At 69.6% G+C, this 20,077-nt stretch carries 16 protein-coding genes and 2 rRNA genes; 15 read left to right on the forward strand and 3 right to left on the reverse strand.

Annotated elements, in window-relative coordinates:
• The first annotated feature begins 155 nt into the window (after positions 1-155).
• The 10 genes from F3L20_RS02145 (at position 156) to F3L20_RS02190 (ending at position 10,472) form a co-directional block, all read left to right on the forward strand.
• Positions 156-3,274 (forward strand): 23S ribosomal RNA (locus tag F3L20_RS02145).
• An 84-nt stretch (positions 3,275-3,358) separates the two neighbouring features.
• Positions 3,359-3,475: ribosomal RNA gene (gene rrf / locus F3L20_RS02150) — 5S ribosomal RNA — on the forward strand.
• Between the two features lie 63 nt (positions 3,476-3,538).
• Positions 3,539-4,204 (forward strand): HAD family hydrolase, encoded by a 666-nt coding sequence (locus F3L20_RS02155; RefSeq protein ID WP_150151619.1) that lies wholly within the window; start codon positions 3,539-3,541, stop codon positions 4,202-4,204.
• Between the two features lie 60 nt (positions 4,205-4,264).
• Entirely contained in the window at positions 4,265-5,500 is a 1,236-nt protein-coding gene (locus F3L20_RS02160; RefSeq protein WP_150151622.1) for an MFS transporter, read from the forward strand.
• Positions 5,451-6,623 (forward strand): acetoin utilization protein AcuC, encoded by a 1,173-nt coding sequence (locus tag F3L20_RS02165; protein WP_150151625.1) that lies wholly within the window; start codon positions 5,451-5,453, stop codon positions 6,621-6,623. The genes F3L20_RS02160 and F3L20_RS02165 overlap by 50 nt, the downstream gene beginning before the upstream one ends.
• A gap of 90 nt (positions 6,624-6,713) precedes the next feature.
• Complete coding sequence (locus F3L20_RS02170; RefSeq protein ID WP_150151628.1) at positions 6,714-7,529, forward strand: phosphatase; 816 nt, start codon at positions 6,714-6,716, stop codon at positions 7,527-7,529.
• 129 nt (positions 7,530-7,658) lie between these two features.
• On the forward strand, positions 7,659-7,871 hold the full coding sequence (locus F3L20_RS02175) for a helix-turn-helix domain-containing protein (protein WP_167534445.1): 213 nt from the start codon (positions 7,659-7,661) through the stop codon (positions 7,869-7,871).
• A 154-nt stretch (positions 7,872-8,025) separates the two neighbouring features.
• Positions 8,026-8,124, forward strand: a complete 99-nt coding sequence (locus F3L20_RS02180; RefSeq protein WP_003948845.1) for a 30S ribosomal protein bS22 — start codon at positions 8,026-8,028, stop codon at positions 8,122-8,124.
• A gap of 210 nt (positions 8,125-8,334) precedes the next feature.
• Positions 8,335-9,396, forward strand: coding sequence for an NAD-dependent epimerase/dehydratase family protein (locus F3L20_RS02185; RefSeq protein WP_150151631.1), 1,062 nt, complete (start codon positions 8,335-8,337; stop codon positions 9,394-9,396).
• Between the two features lie 14 nt (positions 9,397-9,410).
• Positions 9,411-10,472 (forward strand): lysophospholipid acyltransferase family protein, encoded by a 1,062-nt coding sequence (locus F3L20_RS02190; RefSeq protein WP_145829615.1) that lies wholly within the window; start codon positions 9,411-9,413, stop codon positions 10,470-10,472.
• Between the two features lie 121 nt (positions 10,473-10,593).
• On the opposite strand, the gene F3L20_RS02195 is transcribed toward F3L20_RS02190, so the two are convergent.
• The 3 genes from F3L20_RS02195 to F3L20_RS02205 form a co-directional block, all read right to left on the reverse strand.
• Positions 10,594-11,835, reverse strand: a complete 1,242-nt coding sequence (locus tag F3L20_RS02195) for a DUF5667 domain-containing protein (protein ID WP_150151634.1) — start codon at positions 11,833-11,835, stop codon at positions 10,594-10,596.
• A gap of 247 nt (positions 11,836-12,082) precedes the next feature.
• Positions 12,083-12,859, reverse strand: a complete 777-nt coding sequence (locus F3L20_RS02200; protein WP_150151636.1) for an ECF subfamily RNA polymerase sigma factor, BldN family — start codon at positions 12,857-12,859, stop codon at positions 12,083-12,085.
• A gap of 322 nt (positions 12,860-13,181) precedes the next feature.
• Positions 13,182-14,129: an HAD family hydrolase gene (locus tag F3L20_RS02205; RefSeq protein ID WP_150151639.1), complete on the reverse strand. Its 948-nt coding sequence runs from the start codon at positions 14,127-14,129 to the stop codon at positions 13,182-13,184.
• A gap of 116 nt (positions 14,130-14,245) precedes the next feature.
• Between F3L20_RS02205 and F3L20_RS02210 the strand changes: the two genes are divergently transcribed.
• The 5 genes from F3L20_RS02210 (at position 14,246) to F3L20_RS02230 (ending at position 19,951) form a co-directional block, all read left to right on the forward strand.
• On the forward strand, positions 14,246-14,518 hold the full coding sequence (locus F3L20_RS02210) for a glutaredoxin family protein (RefSeq protein WP_167534446.1): 273 nt from the start codon (positions 14,246-14,248) through the stop codon (positions 14,516-14,518).
• 288 nt (positions 14,519-14,806) lie between these two features.
• Entirely contained in the window at positions 14,807-15,589 is a 783-nt protein-coding gene (locus F3L20_RS02215; RefSeq protein ID WP_150151642.1) for a redox-sensing transcriptional repressor Rex, read from the forward strand.
• On the forward strand, positions 15,586-17,301 hold the full coding sequence (locus tag F3L20_RS02220) for a glutamyl-tRNA reductase (protein ID WP_150151645.1): 1,716 nt from the start codon (positions 15,586-15,588) through the stop codon (positions 17,299-17,301). The genes F3L20_RS02215 and F3L20_RS02220 overlap by 4 nt, the downstream gene beginning before the upstream one ends.
• The gene (gene hemC / locus F3L20_RS02225; protein ID WP_150151648.1) at positions 17,298-18,257 is read left to right on the forward strand and encodes a hydroxymethylbilane synthase; all 960 of its coding nucleotides are present in this window, start codon (positions 17,298-17,300) and stop codon (positions 18,255-18,257) included. The genes F3L20_RS02220 and hemC overlap by 4 nt, the downstream gene beginning before the upstream one ends.
• On the forward strand, positions 18,254-19,951 hold the full coding sequence (locus F3L20_RS02230) for a uroporphyrinogen-III synthase (protein WP_150151651.1): 1,698 nt from the start codon (positions 18,254-18,256) through the stop codon (positions 19,949-19,951). The genes hemC and F3L20_RS02230 overlap by 4 nt, the downstream gene beginning before the upstream one ends.
• Positions 19,952-20,077 lie beyond the last annotated feature (126 nt).

The following is a 20,077-nucleotide window of genomic DNA, read 5'->3' on the forward strand; positions in this document are numbered from 1 at the left end:
CACCGGGTGGGACCGGACCGGGCGCGCTGTTGGGTGTCTGAGGGTACGGCCGTGTGGTCGCCTTCAGTGCCGGCCCCGGTAAAAATCCGCTTCGGTGGGTTGTGACGGGTGGTTGGTCGTTGTTTGAGAACTGCACAGTGGACGCGAGCATCTGTGGCCAAGTTTTTAAGGGCGCACGGTGGATGCCTTGGCACCAGGAACCGATGAAGGACGTGGGAGGCCACGATAGGCCCCGGGGAGTCGTCAACCAGGCTTTGATCCGGGGTGTCCGAATGGGGAAACCCGGCAGTCGTCATGGGCTGTCACCCTTGCCTGAACACATAGGGCAAGTGGAGGAACGCGGGGAAGTGAAACATCTCAGTACCCGCAGGAAGAGAAAACAACCGTGATTCCGGGAGTAGTGGCGAGCGAAACCGGATGAGGCTAAACCGTATGCGTGTGAGACCCGGCAGGGGTTGCGCATTCGGGTTGTGGGATCTCTCTTGATCAGTCTGCCGGCTGATCGACGAGTCAGAAACCGTTGATGTAGGCGAAGGACATGCGAAAGGTCCGGCGTAGAGGGTAAGACCCCGTAGTCGAAACATCAGCGGCTCGTTTGAGAGACACCCAAGTAGCACGGGGCCCGAGAAATCCCGTGTGAATCTGGCGGGACCACCCGCTAAGCCTAAATATTCCCTGGTGACCGATAGCGGATAGTACCGTGAGGGAATGGTGAAAAGTACCGCGGGAGCGGAGTGAAATAGTACCTGAAACCGTGTGCCTACAAGCCGTGGGAGCGTCGGACATCAAGCTTGCTTGGTGTCTCGTGACTGCGTGCCTTTTGAAGAATGAGCCTGCGAGTTTGCGGTGTGTTGCGAGGTTAACCCGGGTGGGGAAGCCGTAGCGAAAGCGAGTCCGAACAGGGCGTTTCAGTAGCACGCTCAAGACCCGAAGCGGAGTGATCTAGCCATGGGCAGGTTGAAGCGGAGGTAAGACTTCGTGGAGGACCGAACCCACCAGGGTTGAAAACCTGGGGGATGACCTGTGGTTAGGGGTGAAAGGCCAATCAAACTCCGTGATAGCTGGTTCTCCCCGAAATGCATTTAGGTGCAGCGTCGTGTGTTTCTTGCCGGAGGTAGAGCACTGGATAGGCGATGGGCCCTACCGGGTTACTGACCTTAGCCAAACTCCGAATGCCGGTAAGTGAGAGCGCGGCAGTGAGACTGTGGGGGATAAGCTCCATGGTCGAGAGGGAAACAGCCCAGAGCATCGACTAAGGCCCCTAAGCGTACGCTAAGTGGGAAAGGATGTGGAGTCGCACAGACAACCAGGAGGTTGGCTTAGAAGCAGCCACCCTTGAAAGAGTGCGTAATAGCTCACTGGTCTAGTGATTCCGCGCCGACAATGTAGCGGGGCTCAAGCGTACCGCCGAAGTCGTGTCATTGCAGCATATAGCCCCAACGGGTGCTGTGATGGGTAGGGGAGCGTCGTCTGCCGGGTGAAGCAGCACCGGAAGGTAGTTGTGGACGGTTGACGAGTGAGAATGCAGGCATGAGTAGCGATTCACACGTGAGAAACGTGTGCGCCGATTGACTAAGGGTTCCTGGGTCAAGCTGATCTGCCCAGGGTAAGTCGGGACCTAAGGCGAGGCCGACAGGCGTAGTCGATGGATAACCGGTTGATATTCCGGTACCCGCTGTGAAGCGTCAAACATCGAATCCAGTGATGCTAAGCCCGTGAAGCCGCCGGCTGAGTCTTCGGACGAGGTCGGAGTGGTGGAGCCGGTGACCCGAGCTGGTAGTAGGTGAGTGATGGGGTGACGCAGGAAGGTAGTCCATCCCGGGCGGTGGTTGTCCCGGGGTAAGGGTGTAGGACGTCAGGTAGGTAAATCCGCCTGGCATGTGTCTGAGACCTGATGCCGAGCCGATTGTGGTGAAGTGGATGATCCTATGCTGTCGAGAAAAGCCTCTAGCGAGTTTCATGGCGGCCCGTACCCTAAACCGACTCAGGTGGTCAGGTAGAGAATACCGAGGCGTTCGGGTGAACTATGGTTAAGGAACTCGGCAAAATGCCCCCGTAACTTCGGGAGAAGGGGGCCATCACTGGTGAGAGGACGTGCTCCTCGAGCTGGGGGTGGCCGCAGAGACCAGCGAGAAGCGACTGTTTACTAAAAACACAGGTCCGTGCGAAGCCGTAAGGCGATGTATACGGACTGACGCCTGCCCGGTGCTGGAACGTTAAGGGGACCGGTTAGCTCCATTTCGGTGGGGCGAAGCTGAGAACTTAAGCGCCAGTAAACGGCGGTGGTAACTATAACCATCCTAAGGTAGCGAAATTCCTTGTCGGGTAAGTTCCGACCTGCACGAATGGCGTAACGACTTCTCGACTGTCTCAACCATAGGCCCGGTGAAATTGCACTACGAGTAAAGATGCTCGTTTCGCGCAGCAGGACGGAAAGACCCCGGGACCTTTACTACAGTTTGATATTGGTGTTCGGTTCGGCTTGTGTAGGATAGCTGGGAGACTGTGAACTCTGGACGCCAGTTCAGGGGGAGTCGTCGTTGAAATACCAGTCTGGTCGTGCTGGATGTCTAACCTGGGTCCGTGATCCGGATCAGGGACAGTGTCTGATGGGTAGTTTAACTGGGGCGGTTGCCTCCTAAAGAGTAACGGAGGCGCCCAAAGGTTCCCTCAGCCTGGTTGGCAATCAGGTGTTGAGTGTAAGTGCACAAGGGAGCTTGACTGTGAGACCGACGGGTCGAGCAGGGACGAAAGTCGGGACTAGTGATCCGGCGGTGGCTTGTGGAAGCGCCGTCGCTCAACGGATAAAAGGTACCCGGGGATAACAGGCTGATCTTCCCCAAGAGTCCATATCGACGGGATGGTTTGGCACCTCGATGTCGGCTCGTCGCATCCTGGGGCTGGAGTCGGTCCCAAGGGTTGGGCTGTTCGCCCATTAAAGCGGTACGCGAGCTGGGTTTAGAACGTCGTGAGACAGTTCGGTCCCTATCCGCTGTGCGCGTAGGAGTCTTGAGAAGGGCTGTCCCTAGTACGAGAGGACCGGGACGGACGAACCTCTGGTGTGCCAGTTGTTCTGCCAAGGGCATGGCTGGTTGGCTACGTTCGGGAGGGATAACCGCTGAAAGCATCTAAGCGGGAAGCCTGCTTCGAGATGAGGACTCCCACCTCCTAGAGAGGGTAAGGCTCCCAGTAGACGACTGGGTTGATAGGCCGGATATGGAAGCACGGTAACGTGTGGAGTTGACCGGTACTAATAGGCCGAGGGCTTGTCCTCAGTTGCTCGCGTCCACTGTGTTGGTTCTGAAACCACGAACAGCCCCATGTGCCACACATGGTGCGGTTGTCAGTTTCATAGTGTTTCGGTGGTCATAGCGTAGGGGAAACGCCCGGTTACATTCCGAACCCGGAAGCTAAGCCTTACAGCGCCGATGGTACTGCAGGGGGGACCCTGTGGGAGAGTAGGACGCCGCCGAACAATTGTTGTGGAAAGCCCCCGTGCCCTTCGGCACGGGGGCTTTCTGCGTTTAGGGTCGAGGTCATGCGTTATGACCTGGTCATTTTCGACAACGACGGCGTTCTCGTCGACAGCGAGCCGATTTCCAACGGTCTCCTTGCCGCCTACCTCACCGAGCTCGGCCACCCCACCTCCTACGAGGACTCCATCCGGGACTACATGGGGTCGGCGATGCACCGGGTGCACGATCTCGTCGAAGAGCGGACCGGGCATCGGCTGCCGGCAGACTTCGACGACATCTTCCACGCGCGCGTCTTCGCCGCGTTCGAACGGGAGTTGAAGCCGGTCGCCGGCGCCGTGGACGTCCTCGAGCAGCTGGCGGCGGACGGGGTGCCGTACTGCGTGGCGTCGTCCGGGAGCCATGAGCGGATCCGGGTGGGGCACCGGACGACCGGGCTCGACCGGTGGTTCGACGACGAGCGGATCTTCAGCTCGCAGGACGTCGGCCGCGGCAAGCCCGCCCCCGACCTGTTCCTGCACGCTGCCGAGCGGATGGGCTCGACACCGGAGCGGTGCGTGGTCGTCGAGGACAGCCCGCTCGGGATGCAGGCCGCCGTGGCCGCCGGGATGGACGTGTACGGGTTCACCGCGATGACGCCCGCCGAGAAGCTGGCCCGCGCCACCCGACTCTTCGGCGACATGCGCGAGTTGCTCCCCCTCCTGGCCGCCGAGGAGCGCCCCGGAAACTGAGCACGATTCATCTTTGACCGGATCTACCCACCGGTACCCCCGAGCCCTACGCTCGCCGCCATGACTGATGTGCTGCGGCGCGGCAGGGCCTCGCTGGCGTTCAGCTTCCTGGTGCAGGGCGTCGCCTTCGCTCTGCTCGTGACGCGCATCCCGGGCATCCAGAACCGGTACGGGGTCTCGGACGCGCTGCTGCCCGTCTTCCTGGCCGCCGTGCCCATCCTGGCCGGCATCGGCAGTGTCTCCACGGAGCGGCTGGTGAAGCGGATGCCGCCCAGCCGGGTACTGCGGTGGTCCCAGCCCGTCGTGCTGCTGGCGCTGCTGGGTGTGGGCGCCGGGCGGCAGATGGTCGTACTCGCCGTGGCGCTGGCGGCGTTCGGCCTGGCCGTAGGGGCGCTGGACGCCTCGATGAACATGCTCGGGGTGAGTCTGCAGCGGGCGTACGGGCGCAGCATCATGCTGAGTTTCCACGCGGCGTACAGCCTGGGCGGGATCGTCGGGGCGTCGCTCGCCTGGGTGGGGGCGCACTGGGAGCTGGCGCTGTGGGTGTCGTACCTGCCGGTGGTGCTGGTGCTGCTGCCCGCCGCGCTGGTGGGCAGCCGGTGGTACGTCGACGGGGAGACCCGGGCGCCGGCGGAGAAGGACGCGCCGGCCGACGGGGGCGTGGGCGGCGGACTGAAGTGGCTGCTGCCGCTGTGCCTGGTGATGACGGTGGCGTACATCGGGGACTCGACGGTCTCCAACTGGTCCGCGAAGTATCTGCAGGACGTGCTGGGAAGCTCCGAGCAGATGGCGACCGTCCCGTACAACGTCTACATGGTGACCACGCTGCTGGGGCGGACGATCGGGGACGTCGGGGTGCGGCGGTTCGGTGCCGTGGCGGTGGTGCGGTCGGGGGCTGTGGTGGCCGCGGCGGGGTTCGCCGTGGTGGCCGCGGCGCCGGGGGCGTGGGCGGGGATGCTGGGGTTCACGCTGCTGGGGCTCGGGCTGTGCGTCCTGGTGCCGCAGACGTTCGCGGCGGCGGGGCGGCGGGCGTATGAGTCGGGGCGGCCTGGTGCGTCGGACGCGGCCGTGGCGCGGCTGAACGTCTTCAACTACGTGGGGTTCCTGATCGGTTCGCCGCTGGTGGGTGCGCTGGGCGACGCCTGGAGCTACCGCGGGGCGATGCTGGTGCCGATGGTGTTGGTGCTGGTGACGCTCGTGCACGCCCGTGCGTTCGCGCCGGGGGCCGACCGATACGGTGGCGGGCATGAGCGGCCGGACACAGCTGATGTGGGACGAAGCAGTAACGGGCTATGACTTCGGGCGGGACCACCCCATGGACCCGGTCCGGCTGGCGCTGACCCGGAGCCTGGTCGGCGCCCTCGGTCTGGACCGTGACGTCGACGTGGTCGCGGCGAAGGCGGCCGGGGAGTCGACGCTGCGGCTCGTCCACCGGGAGGACTACATCGACGCGGTGCGGGCCGCGTCGGCCGATCCAGGGGCGGCGGACCAGTCGTACGGGCTGGGGACGATCGACGATCCGGCGTTCGCCGGGATGCACGAGGTGTCGGCGCTGATCGCGGGCCAGTCGGTGGGCGCGGCGGAGGCCGTGTGGCGGGGCGACGCGCCGCACGCGGTGAACTTCGCGGGCGGGCTGCACCACGCGATGCCGGGCGCCGCCTCCGGGTTCTGCGTGTACAACGACGCCGCGCTGGCGATCGCCCGGCTGCTGGAGCTGGGCGCGGAGCGGGTCGCGTACATCGACGTCGACGTGCACCACGGGGACGGGGTGCAGGCGGCGTTCTGGGAGGACCCGCGGGTGCTGACGATCTCGCTGCACGAGCATCCGAGCACGCTGTTCCCGCAGACCGGGTGGCCGGCTGAGACGGGCGCGCCGGAGGCGGAAGGCAGCGCGGTGAACGTGGCGCTGCCGGCCGGGACCGGGGACGCGGGGTGGCTGCGGGCGTTCCACGCGGTCGTGCCGGAGCTGATCGCGGACTTCCGGCCACAGGTGCTGGTGACGCAGCACGGGGCCGACACGCACTTCGAGGACCCGCTGGCGCACCTGGCGGTGTCGCTGGACGCGCAGCGGGCGGTGCAGATGGCCTGCCACGAGCTGGCGCACGAGCATGCCGACGGCCGGTGGGTGGCGCTGGGCGGCGGGGGCTACGCGGTGATCGAAGTGGTGCCGAGGTCCTGGTCGCATCTGGTGGGCATCGCGGCGGAGCGGCCGGTGGAGCCCACGACGATGATCCCGGAGGGGTGGCGTCAGGAGGTGTACGCGCGGACCCGGCAGCCCGGCCCGCGCCGGATGACGGACGGGCGGTGGCCGGTGTCCTGGGCCGCGTGGGACGACGGGTACGACCCGGCGGACCGGCTGGACCAGGCGATCCTCGCGTCCCGGCGGGCGGTGTTCCCGCTGCGCGGGCTGCTGCCCTGACCGTCCCATGGGGGCGGGCGTTACGCCGACCGTGGGGTGTGGTCCGGGTTCCGGCCACGGGGCGCGGCCGGGTGGCGCACCATCACTCGGGTGGGGACCGCCGAGCGCCTGCGGGCGCATCTCGTGAGGGCCGGGCTCGCCGGGGTGGTGGGTACCGCCCGGGAGGAGAGCCTGCGCAGTTACCGGCTGTTCGCCGCGCGGGACCCGCGTGTGCTGATCGGTCTCGACCCCGTCGGGGCGTGGGGTGAGCGGGAGGTCCTGGCGCTGATGGCGGACCGGTGCGGGGTCTCGGCCGACCCGGGGACCACGTCGGGGCCCGAGAGGATCGATCCGGAGCGTACGCTGGCCGCCCTGGACGCCTGTGCGGGGCTGCTGGCGGAGGCCGCGCTCCACCGGGTTCCGGTGCTGCTGGGCACCGGTCACCCGCATCGGCTGCTCGGTTTCTACGCCGTGCTCGCAGACGCGTTGTCGGCGGCGGGATGTGACGTCCTCACCCCGGCGCAGGGTCGCTGTGTCGACATAACGACCCGGTTCGGTCTACGCACGGGCAACCTCGACTACGTCCGGGGGGTCGGGCTGGTCCGGGGCGCGACCTCGCGGCGCCCCGGTTGTGAGCCGGGCGCGCACACGCACTCCCCTCTCCCGGTTCGGGTCGCGCTGGCCGCGGCGGCGGACGCCGGCGGGCCGCTTCCCGGGCTGGTGATCGGTGACCACGGCTGGGTCTGCGGGGCAGGTCAGCTGGGGTTCGCGAGTGTCGGCCTGGCGGATGTGAACGACCCGGCGCCGTTCGTCGGACAGGCCGAGGGGGCGGTGTCCGTGGTCGTTCCGGTTGACGACGGCGTGCGGTCCGATGACTACCTGCCGCTGACCCGCTACGTACTCAATCGAGCGTGTCTGTCACAGTAGGCCGCCGATGGGTGCACCTCTTCCCCACTCGCATCACCCGCCCCTACATTGGGGAGTGAGCACGCAACGACGAAGAGTCACCGGAAGGGGAAGCCGGTGGCCGTCGAGTGCGGAAGGTTCAGGTGTGTCATGGCTGCAGCTGGCGAGAGGCCTCTGAACGAGGTTCAGTTCCTTACCGTGGCGGAAGTCGCCTCGGTGATGCGAGTGTCGAAGATGACCGTGTACCGGCTGGTGCACAGCGGTCATCTGCCCGCGATCCGTGTGGGGCGGTCCTTCCGCGTCCCGGAGCAAGCGGTGCACGAGTACCTCCGCGAGAGCTACGTGGGGGTGGAAACCTCCTGACGGCGATCCGGGAAGGTCCGTATCGGGCACTCATGGGCCTTCCCGGTCACCTCGATTACGACCTCAGCGCTCGGGCGGGTAGGCTAGCCCCTCGTAGGTCGTGTGGGCCCATGGCGCCCAAACACCGAGTGATGAGAAGTGAGCGAGGGTAGTCGTGGGCTCTGTTATCAAGAAGCGGCGCAAGCGGATGGCCAAGAAGAAGCACCGCAAGCTGCTCAAGCGCACGCGCGTCCAGCGTCGCAACAAGAAGTAAGCGACAGCGCGAGAGCGTGTCCAGTGGCCCCCCACCGCGATTCGGTGGGGGGCCACTGCCTTGTGATACGCCCGGCGGGTCCGGCGCGGGCGGCGCGCGCGGTGGTACGTCCCGGGGATGTTGTCACTTCACGTATCCGCTCGCCGTCGCTGGGCGACGGGGACCCGATAGGTTGGCCGTCGGCAGCAGGGTGAGAGAAGGGCGCTGATCTTGGGGAAGGTCGTGCTGGTGACCGGGGTGGCCCGGCAGCTGGGGGGCCGTTTCGTGCGGCGGATCCAGCGGGATCCCGAAGTCGACCGGGTCGTCGCCGTGGACGCGGTCCGGCCGGAGCACCATCTGGGCGGCGCCGACTTCGTCCAGGCGGACATCCGGCAGCCCACCATCGCGCGGGTGCTGGCCGAGTCGGGCGCCGACACGGTCGTCCACCTCGACGTGACGGGCACGCCGCTGGTCAGCGGCAGCCGGGCGTCGCTGAAGGAGACCAACGTCATCGGCACCATGCAGTTGCTGGGCGCCTGCCAGAAGTCGCCGAACATCAAGCGGCTGGTGGTGAAGTCCAGCACGAACGTCTACGGTTCGGCGCCGCGCGACCCGGCGGTGTTCACCGAGTCGACCCCGCCCAAGTCGCTGCCCAGCGGCGGTTTCGCCAAGGACACGGTGGAGGTCGAGGGCTATGTGCGCGGCTTCGCCCGCCGCCGCCCGGACGTGGCCGTGTGCGTGCTGCGGTTCGCCAACATCCTGGGCCCGGCCGCGGACACCCCGCTCGCCTCGTACTTCGCGCTGCCGGTGCTGCCGACGGTGTTCGGCTACGACCCGCGGCTGCAGTTCGTGCACGAGGACGACGTGGTGGAGGTGCTGCGGATCGGCGCGCACGAGCCGCGGCGGGGCACGCTCAACAGCGGGACGTTCAACATCGCCGGCGACGGGGTGCTGCTGCTGTCGCAGTGCTCGCGGCGGCTGGGCCGGCCGACGGTGCCGCTGCTGCTCCCCGCGGTCACCTGGGCGGGCTCCCTGGTGCGTACGCTGGGTATGTCCGACTTCTCGCCCGAGCAGATCCGGCTGCTGACGCACGGACGGGTGGTGGCGACGGACCAGATGCGGGAGACGCTCGGTTTCACCCCCAAGTACTCGACTGCTGAAACGTTTGCGGACTTCGTGCGCAGCCGTGGTCCCGGGCTGCTGCCGCCGGAGACCGTCGCGAGGGCTGTCGACCGGGTCGCCGCGCTGCCCCTGCCGGGCAGCGGTCATGTGCCGACGCAGAGCGCCAACTGAGGAGCGCAGCAACGATGGCGGACGCCAAGGTCATTCCGTTCGACGACGACCACCGCTCCCGCGGGGGTGCCGCGTCGCGTCGCCGTGGGGCGGCCGGCCGGCGCACGGGCGGCGGGCGGCCCGCCGCGGTGGGGGAGGTCCAGCCCCTGCCGGGGGCGGTGCCGGTGCGGCAGGATGAGCCCGTGACCGGTGACGAGGAGCAGCCGAGGGAGCCGGCCGCGGACCGTGACGGCGACGGCGGTCTGGAGCAGCGCCTCGCGAGCGGGCTGGCGTTCCTGCGCCGCCGGCTCACCGGGGACTACGAGGTCGACGACTTCGGCTACGACGAGGAGCTCACCGACCAGGTCCTGATGTCCCTGCTGCGTCCGATGTACGAGAAGTACTTCCGGGTCGAGGTGAAGGGCGTCGAGAACATCCCGTCGGAGGGCGGCGCGTTGATCGTCGCCAACCACTCGGGGACGCTCCCGGTGGACGGGCTGATGATGCAGGTCGCCGTGCACGACCACCATCCCGCCGAGCGGCATCTGCGGCTCCTGGCGGCGGATCTGGTGTTCGTGCTGCCGGTGGTGAACGAGCTGGCGCGGAAGCTGGGCCACACGCTGGCCTGTGCGGAGGACGCCGAACGGCTGCTGGCGCAGGGCGAGTTGGTCGGGGTGATGCCGGAGGGCTTCAAGGGCATCGGGAAGCCGTTCTCCGAGCGGTACAAGCTGCAGCGGTTCGGTCGGGGCGGGTTCGTGTCGACGGCGCTGCGGCACGGTGTGCCGATCGTGCCGTGCTCGATCGTCGGGGCGGAGGAGATCTACCCGATGATCGGCAACGCCAGGACGCTGGCGCGGCTGCTGGGCTTTCCGTACTTCCCGCTCACGCCGACGTTTCCCTGGCTGGGGCCGCTCGGGGCGATCCCGCTGCCGACGAAGTGGACGATCCAGTTCGGGGAGCCGATCCCCACGGACGGGTATCCGCCGGAGGCGGCGGAGGACCCGATGCTGATGTTCAACCTGACCGACCAGGTCAGGGAGCAGATCCAGCACACGCTGTACAAACTGCTGGTGCAGCGGCGGTCGGTGTTCTTCTGACGGCGTCCCCTGTGCGGGGACGGGGCGGTGAGTCGCCGGGCGGGTCGCGGGCCGATGGTGCCCTGTCGGAGGCGCGTGCGTTCTGGGGGCGGCCCTCGGTGTGAGGGGCGCCCCCAGCGCGCTAGTCCCGGTCCTCCGCGTCGATGCCCAGCCCCGGGAGGAGCCCGGGGAGGAGAGGCGGGAGGGTGACGTCGGGGGCGGGAGGCCGGGTGGCCGTGCCGGTGGGCGGCGGGGAGCTCTGGCCGCTCTCCTTCGGCGGGTCGAGGAGGCCGCCGGTGTTGCCGCCGAGCAGTCCGTCCTTCTCGCGGCCGCTGTCGGCGGATCCGGTCGGTCCCGCACCGTCCGCGTCGCGCTCCTCGGCGGTGTCCCGGCCGGTGCCGGGGGACTGCGAGGGGCCGGACTCGGACGGGGTGCCGGTGGCCGAGGCGGTGCCGTCGCGTCGCGCCCCTTCGCCCTGCTTGTCGTCCGGCGGCTGGGGGAGCAGGGACCGCAGCGGGGCCACGTCTTCGTCTATGGCGTCGAACACCGACGAGACCTGCTCGCTCACGTCGCCCAGCTGTACGGGGAGCCGGTCGCGCAGGCTGCCCCAGGTGTCGCGGTGGGCCTGCGAGAAGGACGACAGCGCCTGCATGGGGCCGAGCGAGTCGGGGTTGCGCTCGTAGGCCTCGCGCAGCAGCCGGTGGCCCTCCGAGGCGTCGTGTCGCATGCCGGAGAGCGTGCGGCGGATCTCGCTCAGGTCCTCGTGGTCGAGGGGGCCGCCGCGGTCGCGCTCCATGAGGCGGCGGGCCTCGCTCAGCCGGGTGGAGGCGTGGTCGAGGTAGACCCGGCCGCGCTCGTCGTCACCGTCGGCGAGTCCGAGCTTGACGTCCTCGATGCCGCGCTTGAGCCCGTAGAGGGAGTCGCCGGGGAGGGCGTCGGAGCTGGCGGCGGCCACTCCGCCGAGGGCGCCGGCGGCGACGCCGACGGTGAGTCCGCCCGCGGTGAGTCCTTTGGCCAGCCGCGACCGGGGCCGCAGTTTGCCCAGCGGGGTCGCCCGGTGGGCGCCCTTGGCCCGGTGTGAGCGCTGTCCGGGGACGGCCCGGTCCGTCGCCTCGCCCGCGGCGGTGCCCTCCTGGAGCATGGCCTCGAACGCGGCCACCAGCTGGGCCCGCTGGACGACCTTCACCTCGGGGTCCAGTTCCGGTTTGGGCAGCGCGCCCAGACCGGAGGCCAGCGTGAGCAGCCGGTCCCGTTCGGTCTCGGCGGCGGCCGGGGCCGGGGCCGGTCCTTCGGTTCGCTCGGCCGCCGTGCCCCGGTCGGACTGCTCCTCCAGGGCCTGGGCGAAGGCGTTCGCCCGCCGGTGCGCCGATACGTTCGCGATCACTGGCGGCACCTCCTCTCGTCATGACGGTCGACTCCCCAGGGGGTCCTGAGGGTTCCCCGGGCCGGCCGACGCCACACGATCGGGTGAGCGGAGCCGGTCAGGGGGTGACCACAGGGAGCCTGTATCCCGCACAACGACGGGCGCGGCACTTGGGTTACGGACATCGGATGCCCGAATCGAGAAACCAACCCGGTTTCACTTACGGTGAGTTGGCTGTCGCCGAGCGTGCCGCCCGGTGGAGGGTGCGTCAGCGGGCGTCGTCCGGGAGCAGTCGGGCGAGTGTGCGGACGGCCCGGTACTGGAGGGTCTTGATCGCGCCCTCGTTCTTGCCCATGACGCGGGCGGTCTCGGCGACGGACAGCCCCTGGAGGAACCGGAGCGTGACGCACTCCTGCTGTTGGGGGTTGAGCCGTCGTACGGCATCGAGGAGGGCGGCGTTGGACAGGGACTCGAGAACGGAATCCTCGGGGGAGCGCTCGACCTCGTTGGCGTCGAGCATCTCGCCGGTGGTGACCTCGAGACGGAAGCGGCTGGACTTGAAGTGGTCGGCGACGAGGTTGCGGGCGATGGTCACCAGCCAGGCGCCGAAGTCGCGGCCCTGCCAGGTGAAGGTGCCGATGCGGCGCAGGGCCCGCAGAAAGGTCTCGCTGGTGAGGTCCTCGGCGGTCGCCTTCCCGCCGACCCGGTAGTAGATGTAGCGGTAGACGGTGTCGCTGTACTGGTCGTAGAGCCGGCCGAACGCCTCCGCCTCGCCCGCCTGGGCGCGCTCCACGAGGTCCATCATCCGGGCGCTGTCGCTGTCGGCGGCCGGACGGCGGGTGGTGGCGGCGCCGGAGGGGCGTCCCCGTCTGCCGACCGCGGCCGTGCCCTCGGCAAGGGCGTAGCACGGGCCGGCGGGGGCGGTGGCGAATGCGGGGACGGCGTACGCGGGGGGGACGATTCCGCGCAACATGTCTCGGGCTGTCGCGACTGTCGCGCGCAGCGTAGCCAGGCCCGAGGCGTCAACCCCGACGTGTGGGTACACGGGTCTCCCAGAGGCAGAGCTTCCATCACGTGCAGTGCGGGGCCGTTCACCCGTCGTGACGAAGGGATGGTCCCGGAATGCGTCTGAGGAGAATAACGCTTCGTACAGGCCCTGCTACACCCAGTTGCTCAAATCACCGATTACGTCGCTTCCGTAACCGGTTGACGCATGTTCAGGGGCGACCCGTTGACCGATTGGTGACCGGAAGCTTTCGTATTCCGGTTAAGTCCCGGGCGAGTTGTGGCCGTGTGCAGCCAAGAGGACTGCTGGGGGCGGTTGCGGGGTACGGCAGTCGGATTGGGCGTGTCGCGGCCCGGCCCGCTCACGGCGGGCAAGCGCGCGAACCCGCCGCGTGACGTCGGCGGCGCTTGCGGTGCAGGGCGATGGCGGCGGCCGTGCCCCCGGCCACCGCGCCCACGCCGGCCGCCGCCGGGATGCCGACCTTGGCCGCCTTGCGGCCGGTGCGGTAGTCGCGCAGCCGCCAGTCCATCCGGCGGGCGTGCTTGCGCAGCTTGGAGTCGGGGTTGATCGCGTAGGGGTGGCCCACCAGCGACAGCATCGGGATGTCGTTGTGCGAGTCGCTGTAGGCGGCGCAGCGGCTGAGGTCCAGCCCCTCCGCGAGGGCCAGCGCGCGGACCGCCTCCGCCTTCGCGGGGCCGTGCAGCGGCTCGCCGACCAGTTTGCCCGTGTACACGCCGTCGACGGACTCGGCGACGGTACCCAGGGCGCCGGTCAGGCCGAGCCGGCGGGCGATCACCGTGGCGATCTCCACCGGGGCGGCGGTGACCAGCCACACCCGCTGTCCCGCGTCGAGGTGTGCCTGGGCCAGCGCCCGGGTGCCGGGCCAGATCCGCTCCGCCATGTACTCGTCGTAGATCTCCTCGCCGATGGACTGCAGCTCGGAGACGCGGTGGCCCTGGACGATGGAGAGCGCCGAGTCGCGGGCCTCCTGCATGTGCTCGGGGTCCTCGACGCCGGCCAGCCGGAACCACGCCTGCTGCCAGGCGAACCGGGCGAGCTCACGGGTGTCGAAGAACTTCCGCTTGTACAGGCCCCGCCCGAAGTGGAACAGGGCGGCGCCCTGCATCACGGTGTTGTCCAGGTCGAAGAACGCGGCGGCCCGCTCGTCACCGGGGACCGGGAACTCGGGTTCGCGTTCGGAAACTTCCTGGGTGGACTTGCGTGCGGCCTCCGCCGAGGCCTCGCCTGCCAACACGCTCCGCGCCGTGGCGGAGCGCCTACGGGGAGTGAGCCATCCGAGAGCGGCCATGGCGTGAGCATAGCCAGTGTGCGAGGCCATTCCGGAGCCGAGAGGTACGGACGTCGTGAACTCCGTGTGTCCCGACGGTTGTCCCCGGCCTCGTGCCGCGCGGGAGAATGGCCCGCATGAGTCCACTCTTCCGTCGCGCCCGGCCCGAGGGGGACCGGCTCGTGACCCTGGTGCGCAAACCCGGCTGCCATCTGTGCGACGACGCGCAGGTGGTGGTGGAGAAGGTGTGCGCCGACCTCGGCGTCCCGTGGGAGTCGAAGGACATCACCGAGGACCGGGAGCTGTACGACCGGTACTGGGAGCAGATCCCGGTGGTGCTGGTCGACGGCCGTCAGCACACCTTCTGGCGTGTGAACGAGGACCGGCTCCGCGCGGCGCTGAGTGACTGACCGGCCAGTCCAAACTGGCCGGAAAGTCGCTTAGGATCGATGGTGACTTGGTCTCGGGGGCGGGATTCACAGAGGGAAGTGGATGTTTTGCCCCTAGAAGAAAAGGAACGGCGCTGCGGGTGCGCCGGTTCCGTCCACGTGCGCCGGGGGCGCGTGACCCCGGTCACGTTGGCCGGGCAAATCGGACACAATCTTTGTGCACGCGTTCACAAAGACATAGCCTGCATTCGACGGGGCGGTCCGGGGACGTATGACCGCCTGAAGCCCCGCTCTACCCGCAGGAGCACCGTGGCAACTGGCCGAACTCACCGACCGGCGACCCGTAGCCGAGGGATTCCCGAGGCCACCGTCGCCCGGCTTCCGCTGTACCTCCGCGCCCTGACCGCGCTCTCCGAGCGCTCGGTGCCCACGGTCTCCTCCGAGGAACTGGCGGCCGCCGCGGGGGTCAACTCCGCGAAGCTGCGCAAGGACTTCTCCTACCTGGGCTCCTACGGCACCCGGGGTGTCGGCTACGACGTCGAGTATCTCGTGTACCAGATCTCCCGTGAACTGGGCCTCACGCAGGACTGGCCGGTTGTGATCGTCGGTATCGGTAACCTCGGCGCCGCCCTGGCCAACTACGGCGGGTTCGCGTCCCGTGGTTTCCGGGTCGCCGCGCTGATCGACGCCGACCCCGCGATGGCCGGGAAGCCCGTCGCCGGGATCCCGGTGCAGCACACCGACGAGCTCGAGGCGATCATCCGGGACAACGGCGTGTCCATCGGTGTCATCGCCACCCCCGCCGGTGCCGCCCAGCAGGTCTGCGACCGGCTCGTGGCCGCCGGTGTCACCTCCATCCTGAACTTCGCGCCGACCGTGCTGTCCGTGCCGGACGGGGTCGACGTGCGCAAGGTGGACCTCTCCATCGAGCTGCAGATCCTCGCCTTCCATGAGCAGCGCAAGGCCGGCGAGGAGGCCGCCGAGGTCGCGGCCCAGGCCGCCGCAGGCGCCCCCGCCGCGGCCGCCGCGCGGGAGAAGTCCGCCACCGACCAGGGACCCGACGGGGACGTACCCGCCGTGATGCCGGCATGAGCCTCCTCGTCGTCGGACTGAGCCACCGCAGCGCCCCGGTCAGCGTGCTGGAGCGGGCGTCGCTGAGCGCGGACGCGCAGACCAAGCTGCTGCAGGACACGGTCGCCGCGGAGCCCGCCTCCGAGGGCGCGGTCCTCGCCACCTGCAACCGCATCGAGCTGTACGCCGACGTGGACAAGTTCCACGCCGGCGTCGCCGAGCTGTCCACGCTGCTCGCCCAGCACAGCGGGGTCGGCCTGGAGGAGCTCACTCCTTATCTCTATGTGCACTACGAGGACCGGGCGGTGCACCACCTGTTCTCGGTGGCCTGCGGACTGGACTCGATGGTCGTGGGCGAGGGGCAGATCCTCGGCCAGATGAAGGACTCGCTCGCCCGGGCGCAGGAGACGCACGCCGCCGGCCGGCTGCTGAACGACCTGTTCCAGCAGGCGCTGCGGGTCGGCAAGCGCGCCCACTCCGAGACCGGCATCGACCGCGCCGGGCAGTCCCTGGTCACCTTCGGCCTGGAGCAGCTCGCGCTCGGCACCCCGGTCGAGGCCTGGGCCCGGGGCAAGAAAGCCCTGGTCATAGGCGCCGGCTCGATGTCCTCGCTGTCCGCGGCCACGCTCGTGCGTGCCGGGGTCGCCGAGGTCGTCGTCGCCAACCGCACGCCCGACCGAGCCGAACGACTGGTGCGGACCCTCACCGAGGGGGACGACACGGACGTGGCGGCCCGCGCGGTCCCGATGACATCGGTGCCGTTCGAGCTGACACGTGCCGATGTGGTCGTGTCCTGCACGGGGGCCACGGGCCTGGTCCTGACGGCCGAGATGGTTGCCGCGGGCGTCGAGGGCAGGGCCGGCGGGATGCCGGTCGTCGACCTCGACGCGGTCGCCGACGAGGACACCCGCGAGGGCGCTCCGGCCACGCAGCCGCAGACCCCCGCCGAGGACGGCTGCCCGGTGGACCTGCCCGCGGTGCGGCCCGGCTTCTCCGTGATGGGGGAGGCGGCCGTCGCCGGGATGGACGCGGCCACGCTGGAGCAGCACGGCGCCTGGGCCGCGGGCTCCGCCGTCGACCGGCGGGACGCCGCCCGCGGCACCGGCCCCGAGGCGGACGCCGAGGTCATCGGCGCGCTCGCCGCGACCGCGTCCGCGATCGGCCGCATCCCCGAGCGCCGCCGCCCGGAGCCGGTGGACGCGCCGCCGCGGCCGGAGCCCGTGCTCTTCCTGCTGGACCTCGCCATGCCGCGGGACGTCGACGCGGCGGCGCACCGCCTGCCCGGCGTGCGGCTGGTGGACATCGAATCGCTCGCGGAGGCGTCCGCGGACGCTCCGATGGCTGCCGATGTGGACCAGGTCCGGCGTATCGTCTCCGACGAGGTCGCCGCGTTCGGCGCGGCACAGCGGGCGGCGCACATCACGCCGACCGTCGTCGCCCTGCGGACCATGGCGGCCGACGTGGTGGCCGGTGAGATCGCCCGCCTGGAGGGGCGGCTGCCCGGCCTGGACGACAAGCACCGCGCGGAGATCACCCAGACCGTGCGCCGGGTGGTCGACAAGCTGCTGCACGCCCCGACGGTCCGGGTCAAGCAGCTCGCGGCCGAGCCCGGCGGAGCCGGGTACGCGGACGCGCTGCGCACCCTGTTCGACCTCGACCCCGAGACGGTGGCCTCCGTCTCCCGCGCCGAGGAAAGCACCGAGAAGAACGCAGAGAACCGAGGGCCGGGATGACTGAGAAGGCACTGAGGCTGGGGACCAGGCGCAGCAAGCTCGCCATGGCCCAGTCCGGGCAGGTGGCGGATGCCGTGAGCCAGGTGACCGGACGGCCCGTCGAGCTCGTCGAGATCACCACGTACGGCGACGTCTCGCGCGAGCACCTCGCGCAGATCGGCGGCACGGGCGTCTTCGTCGCCGCCCTGCGGGAGGCGCTGGCACGCGGCGAGGTGGACTTCGCGGTGCACTCCCTGAAGGACCTGCCGACCACGCAGCCCGACGAGCTGGTCGTGGCGGCGATCCCGGTACGGGAGGACCCGCGGGACGTGATCATCGCGCGGGACACGCTGAAGCTCGCCGACCTGCCGCGCGGAGCGCGCATCGGCACCGGTTCGCCGCGCCGCATGGCGCAGCTGAACGCGTACGCGCGCACCCACGGCCTGGACTTCGAGACGGTCCCGATCCGGGGCAACGTCGACACCCGCATCGGGTACGTCACCAAGGGCGACCTGGACGCGGTGGTGCTGGCGGCCGCCGGGCTCAACCGGGTCGGCCGCAGCGACGAGGTGACCGACTTCCTGTCGGTCGACACGGTTCTGCCCGCCCCCGGCCAGGGGGCACTGGCGGTCGAGACCACCGCGGACAACGCGGAACTCGTCGCCGCGCTCGCCGAACTCGACGACCCGTTCACGCGGGCCGCCGTGACGGCCGAGCGGTCACTGCTCGCCGCCCTGGAGGCCGGCTGCAGCGCACCCGTGGGTGCGTTGGCCGACCTTCTGGTCGACGGGCAGATTGTCAAGGAAATGCGCCTGCGGGGCGTCGTCGGCTCGACCGACGGTTCCACGCTGGTGCAGCTGTCCACCACCGGTCCCGTACCCGAGACGCACGAGGCGGCGATGGCGCTCGGTCGCGAACTCGCCACCGAGATGCTCGCGCAGGGCGCGGCCGGTCTGATGGGGGAGCGAGCACTTTGAGCCCCACCACTCTTCCCGCCCCTCCGGAACAAGGGCACGTCACCTTCCTCGGTGCCGGACCCGGGGATCCGGGACTGCTGACCCTGCGCGCCGTGGAGGCCCTGGCGAACGCGGACGTCCTCGTCGCCGAGCACGACGTGCTCGATGTCGTACGGACGCACGCCAGGCAGGGCGTCTCCGAGGTGCACACGGACGCGGACACGTCCGCGCCGGGCACGGGCACGCCCCAGCTGACGGTCGTTGACGGCGCGTCAACAACCGCCGGAGTTCCCTCGATGAGGGATGCCGCACATCTTGTCATGGAGGCCGCGCGGGGCGGCAAGCGGGTCGTCCGTGCGGTGTCAGGCGACCCCGGACTGGACGCGTACGCCGCCGAGGAGATGCTGGCGTGCGCCTCGGCCGGGGTGCCGTTCGAGGTCGTGCCCGGTGTCGCCACCGCGGTCGGCGTGCCCGCGTACGCCGGTGTGCCGCTGCGGGACGCCCAGGGCACCGACGTGCGGTTCGTCGACGCGCGGACGGCGTCCGACCGGTGCTGGACGGAGGTCGGCGCGTCGGACGGCACGGTGGTCGTCTCCACCACGCTGGACTCGGTGGCCGCCGCCGCGGGCGAACTGGTGTCCGCCGGACGTAAGCCCGACACCCCCCTGACGGTGACCGTCGCGGGCACCACGACCCGGCAGCGCACCTGGACGGCGACGCTCGGCACGATCGCGCAGACGCTGAAGCAGGCGAAGGTGCTGCCCTCCCCGGAGGGCGGCCGGCCGGTGATAGCCGTGGTCGGCGAGCGTTCCGCCGCCGCCCAGCGGGACCGGCTGGCGTGGTTCGAGTCCAAGCCGCTGTTCGGCTGGAAGGTGCTCGTGCCGCGCACCAAGGAGCAGGCGGCGTCGCTCTCCGACCAACTGCGGTCCTACGGGGCCGTGCCGCACGAGGTGCCGACGATCGCCGTCGAACCCCCGCGCACGCCCCAGCAGATGGAACGTGCCGTCAAGGGCCTGGTGACCGGCCGCTACGAGTGGATCGCCTTCACCTCGGTCAACGCGGTCAAGGCGGTGCGGGAGAAGTTCGAGGAGTACGGGCTCGACGCCCGTGCCTTCGCCGGGATCAAGGTCGCGGCGGTGGGCGAGCAGACCGCGAACGCGCTGATCGCCTTCGGCGTGAAGCCGGACCTGGTGCCGAGCGGCGAGCAGTCGGCCGCCGGTCTGCTGGAGGACTGGCCGCCGTACGACCCGGTCTTCGACCCGATCGACCGTGTCTTCCTGCCGCGCGCCGACATCGCCACCGAGACGCTGGTCGCGGGTCTGATCGAGCTGGGCTGGGAGGTCGACGACGTCACGGCGTACCGCACCGTGCGCGCGTCGCCGCCGCCGGCGGAGACCCGTGAGGCGATCAAGGGCGGTGGCTTCGACGCGGTGCTGTTCACCTCGTCGTCGACGGTGCGGAACCTGGTCGGCATCGCGGGCAAGCCGCACAACGTGACGGTGATCGCGTGCATCGGCCCGGCCACGGCGAAGACGGCCGAGGAGCACGGGCTGCGGGTGGACGTGATGGCTCCCGAGCCGTCGGTCCACAAGCTGGCCGAGGCCCTGGCCGACTTCGGTACGCGGCGCCGGCTGGCGGCGCTGGAGGCGGGCGACCCGGTCACCCGGCCCAGCGAGCGGCGGCCGGGGGCGCGGAGACGTCGGTCGACGACGTGAGGTGATCCGCGGTTGTCGACGGCGGGGCGTGCCTTCGGGCACGCCCCGCCGTCGTTTCTTCCCGTCCGCTCATCCCCGCCGCCCTTCCGGTCGCGCGCCCTTGCCGGGACGACGGGGGGCTGACGG

The organism is Streptomyces tendae, from assembly GCF_008632955.1.
GTDB lineage: Bacteria > Actinomycetota > Actinomycetes > Streptomycetales > Streptomycetaceae > Streptomyces.

Coding starts and splice junctions, on each gene's coding strand:
- F3L20_RS02205 (WP_150151639.1), bottom strand. CDS start 14,129: ATGGCCGCTCTCGGATGGCTCACTCCCCGTAGGCGCTCCGCCACGGCG.
- F3L20_RS02165 (WP_150151625.1), top strand. CDS start 5,451: ATGAGCGGCCGGACACAGCTGATGTGGGACGAAGCAGTAACGGGCTAT.
- F3L20_RS02220 (WP_150151645.1), top strand. CDS start 15,586: ATGAGCCTCCTCGTCGTCGGACTGAGCCACCGCAGCGCCCCGGTCAGC.
- F3L20_RS02210 (WP_167534446.1), top strand. CDS start 14,246: ATGAGTCCACTCTTCCGTCGCGCCCGGCCCGAGGGGGACCGGCTCGTG.
- F3L20_RS02190 (WP_145829615.1), top strand. CDS start 9,411: ATGGCGGACGCCAAGGTCATTCCGTTCGACGACGACCACCGCTCCCGC.
- F3L20_RS02160 (WP_150151622.1), top strand. CDS start 4,265: ATGACTGATGTGCTGCGGCGCGGCAGGGCCTCGCTGGCGTTCAGCTTC.
- F3L20_RS02155 (WP_150151619.1), top strand. CDS start 3,539: ATGCGTTATGACCTGGTCATTTTCGACAACGACGGCGTTCTCGTCGAC.
- hemC (WP_150151648.1), top strand. CDS start 17,298: ATGACTGAGAAGGCACTGAGGCTGGGGACCAGGCGCAGCAAGCTCGCC.
- F3L20_RS02175 (WP_167534445.1), top strand. CDS start 7,659: ATGGCTGCAGCTGGCGAGAGGCCTCTGAACGAGGTTCAGTTCCTTACC.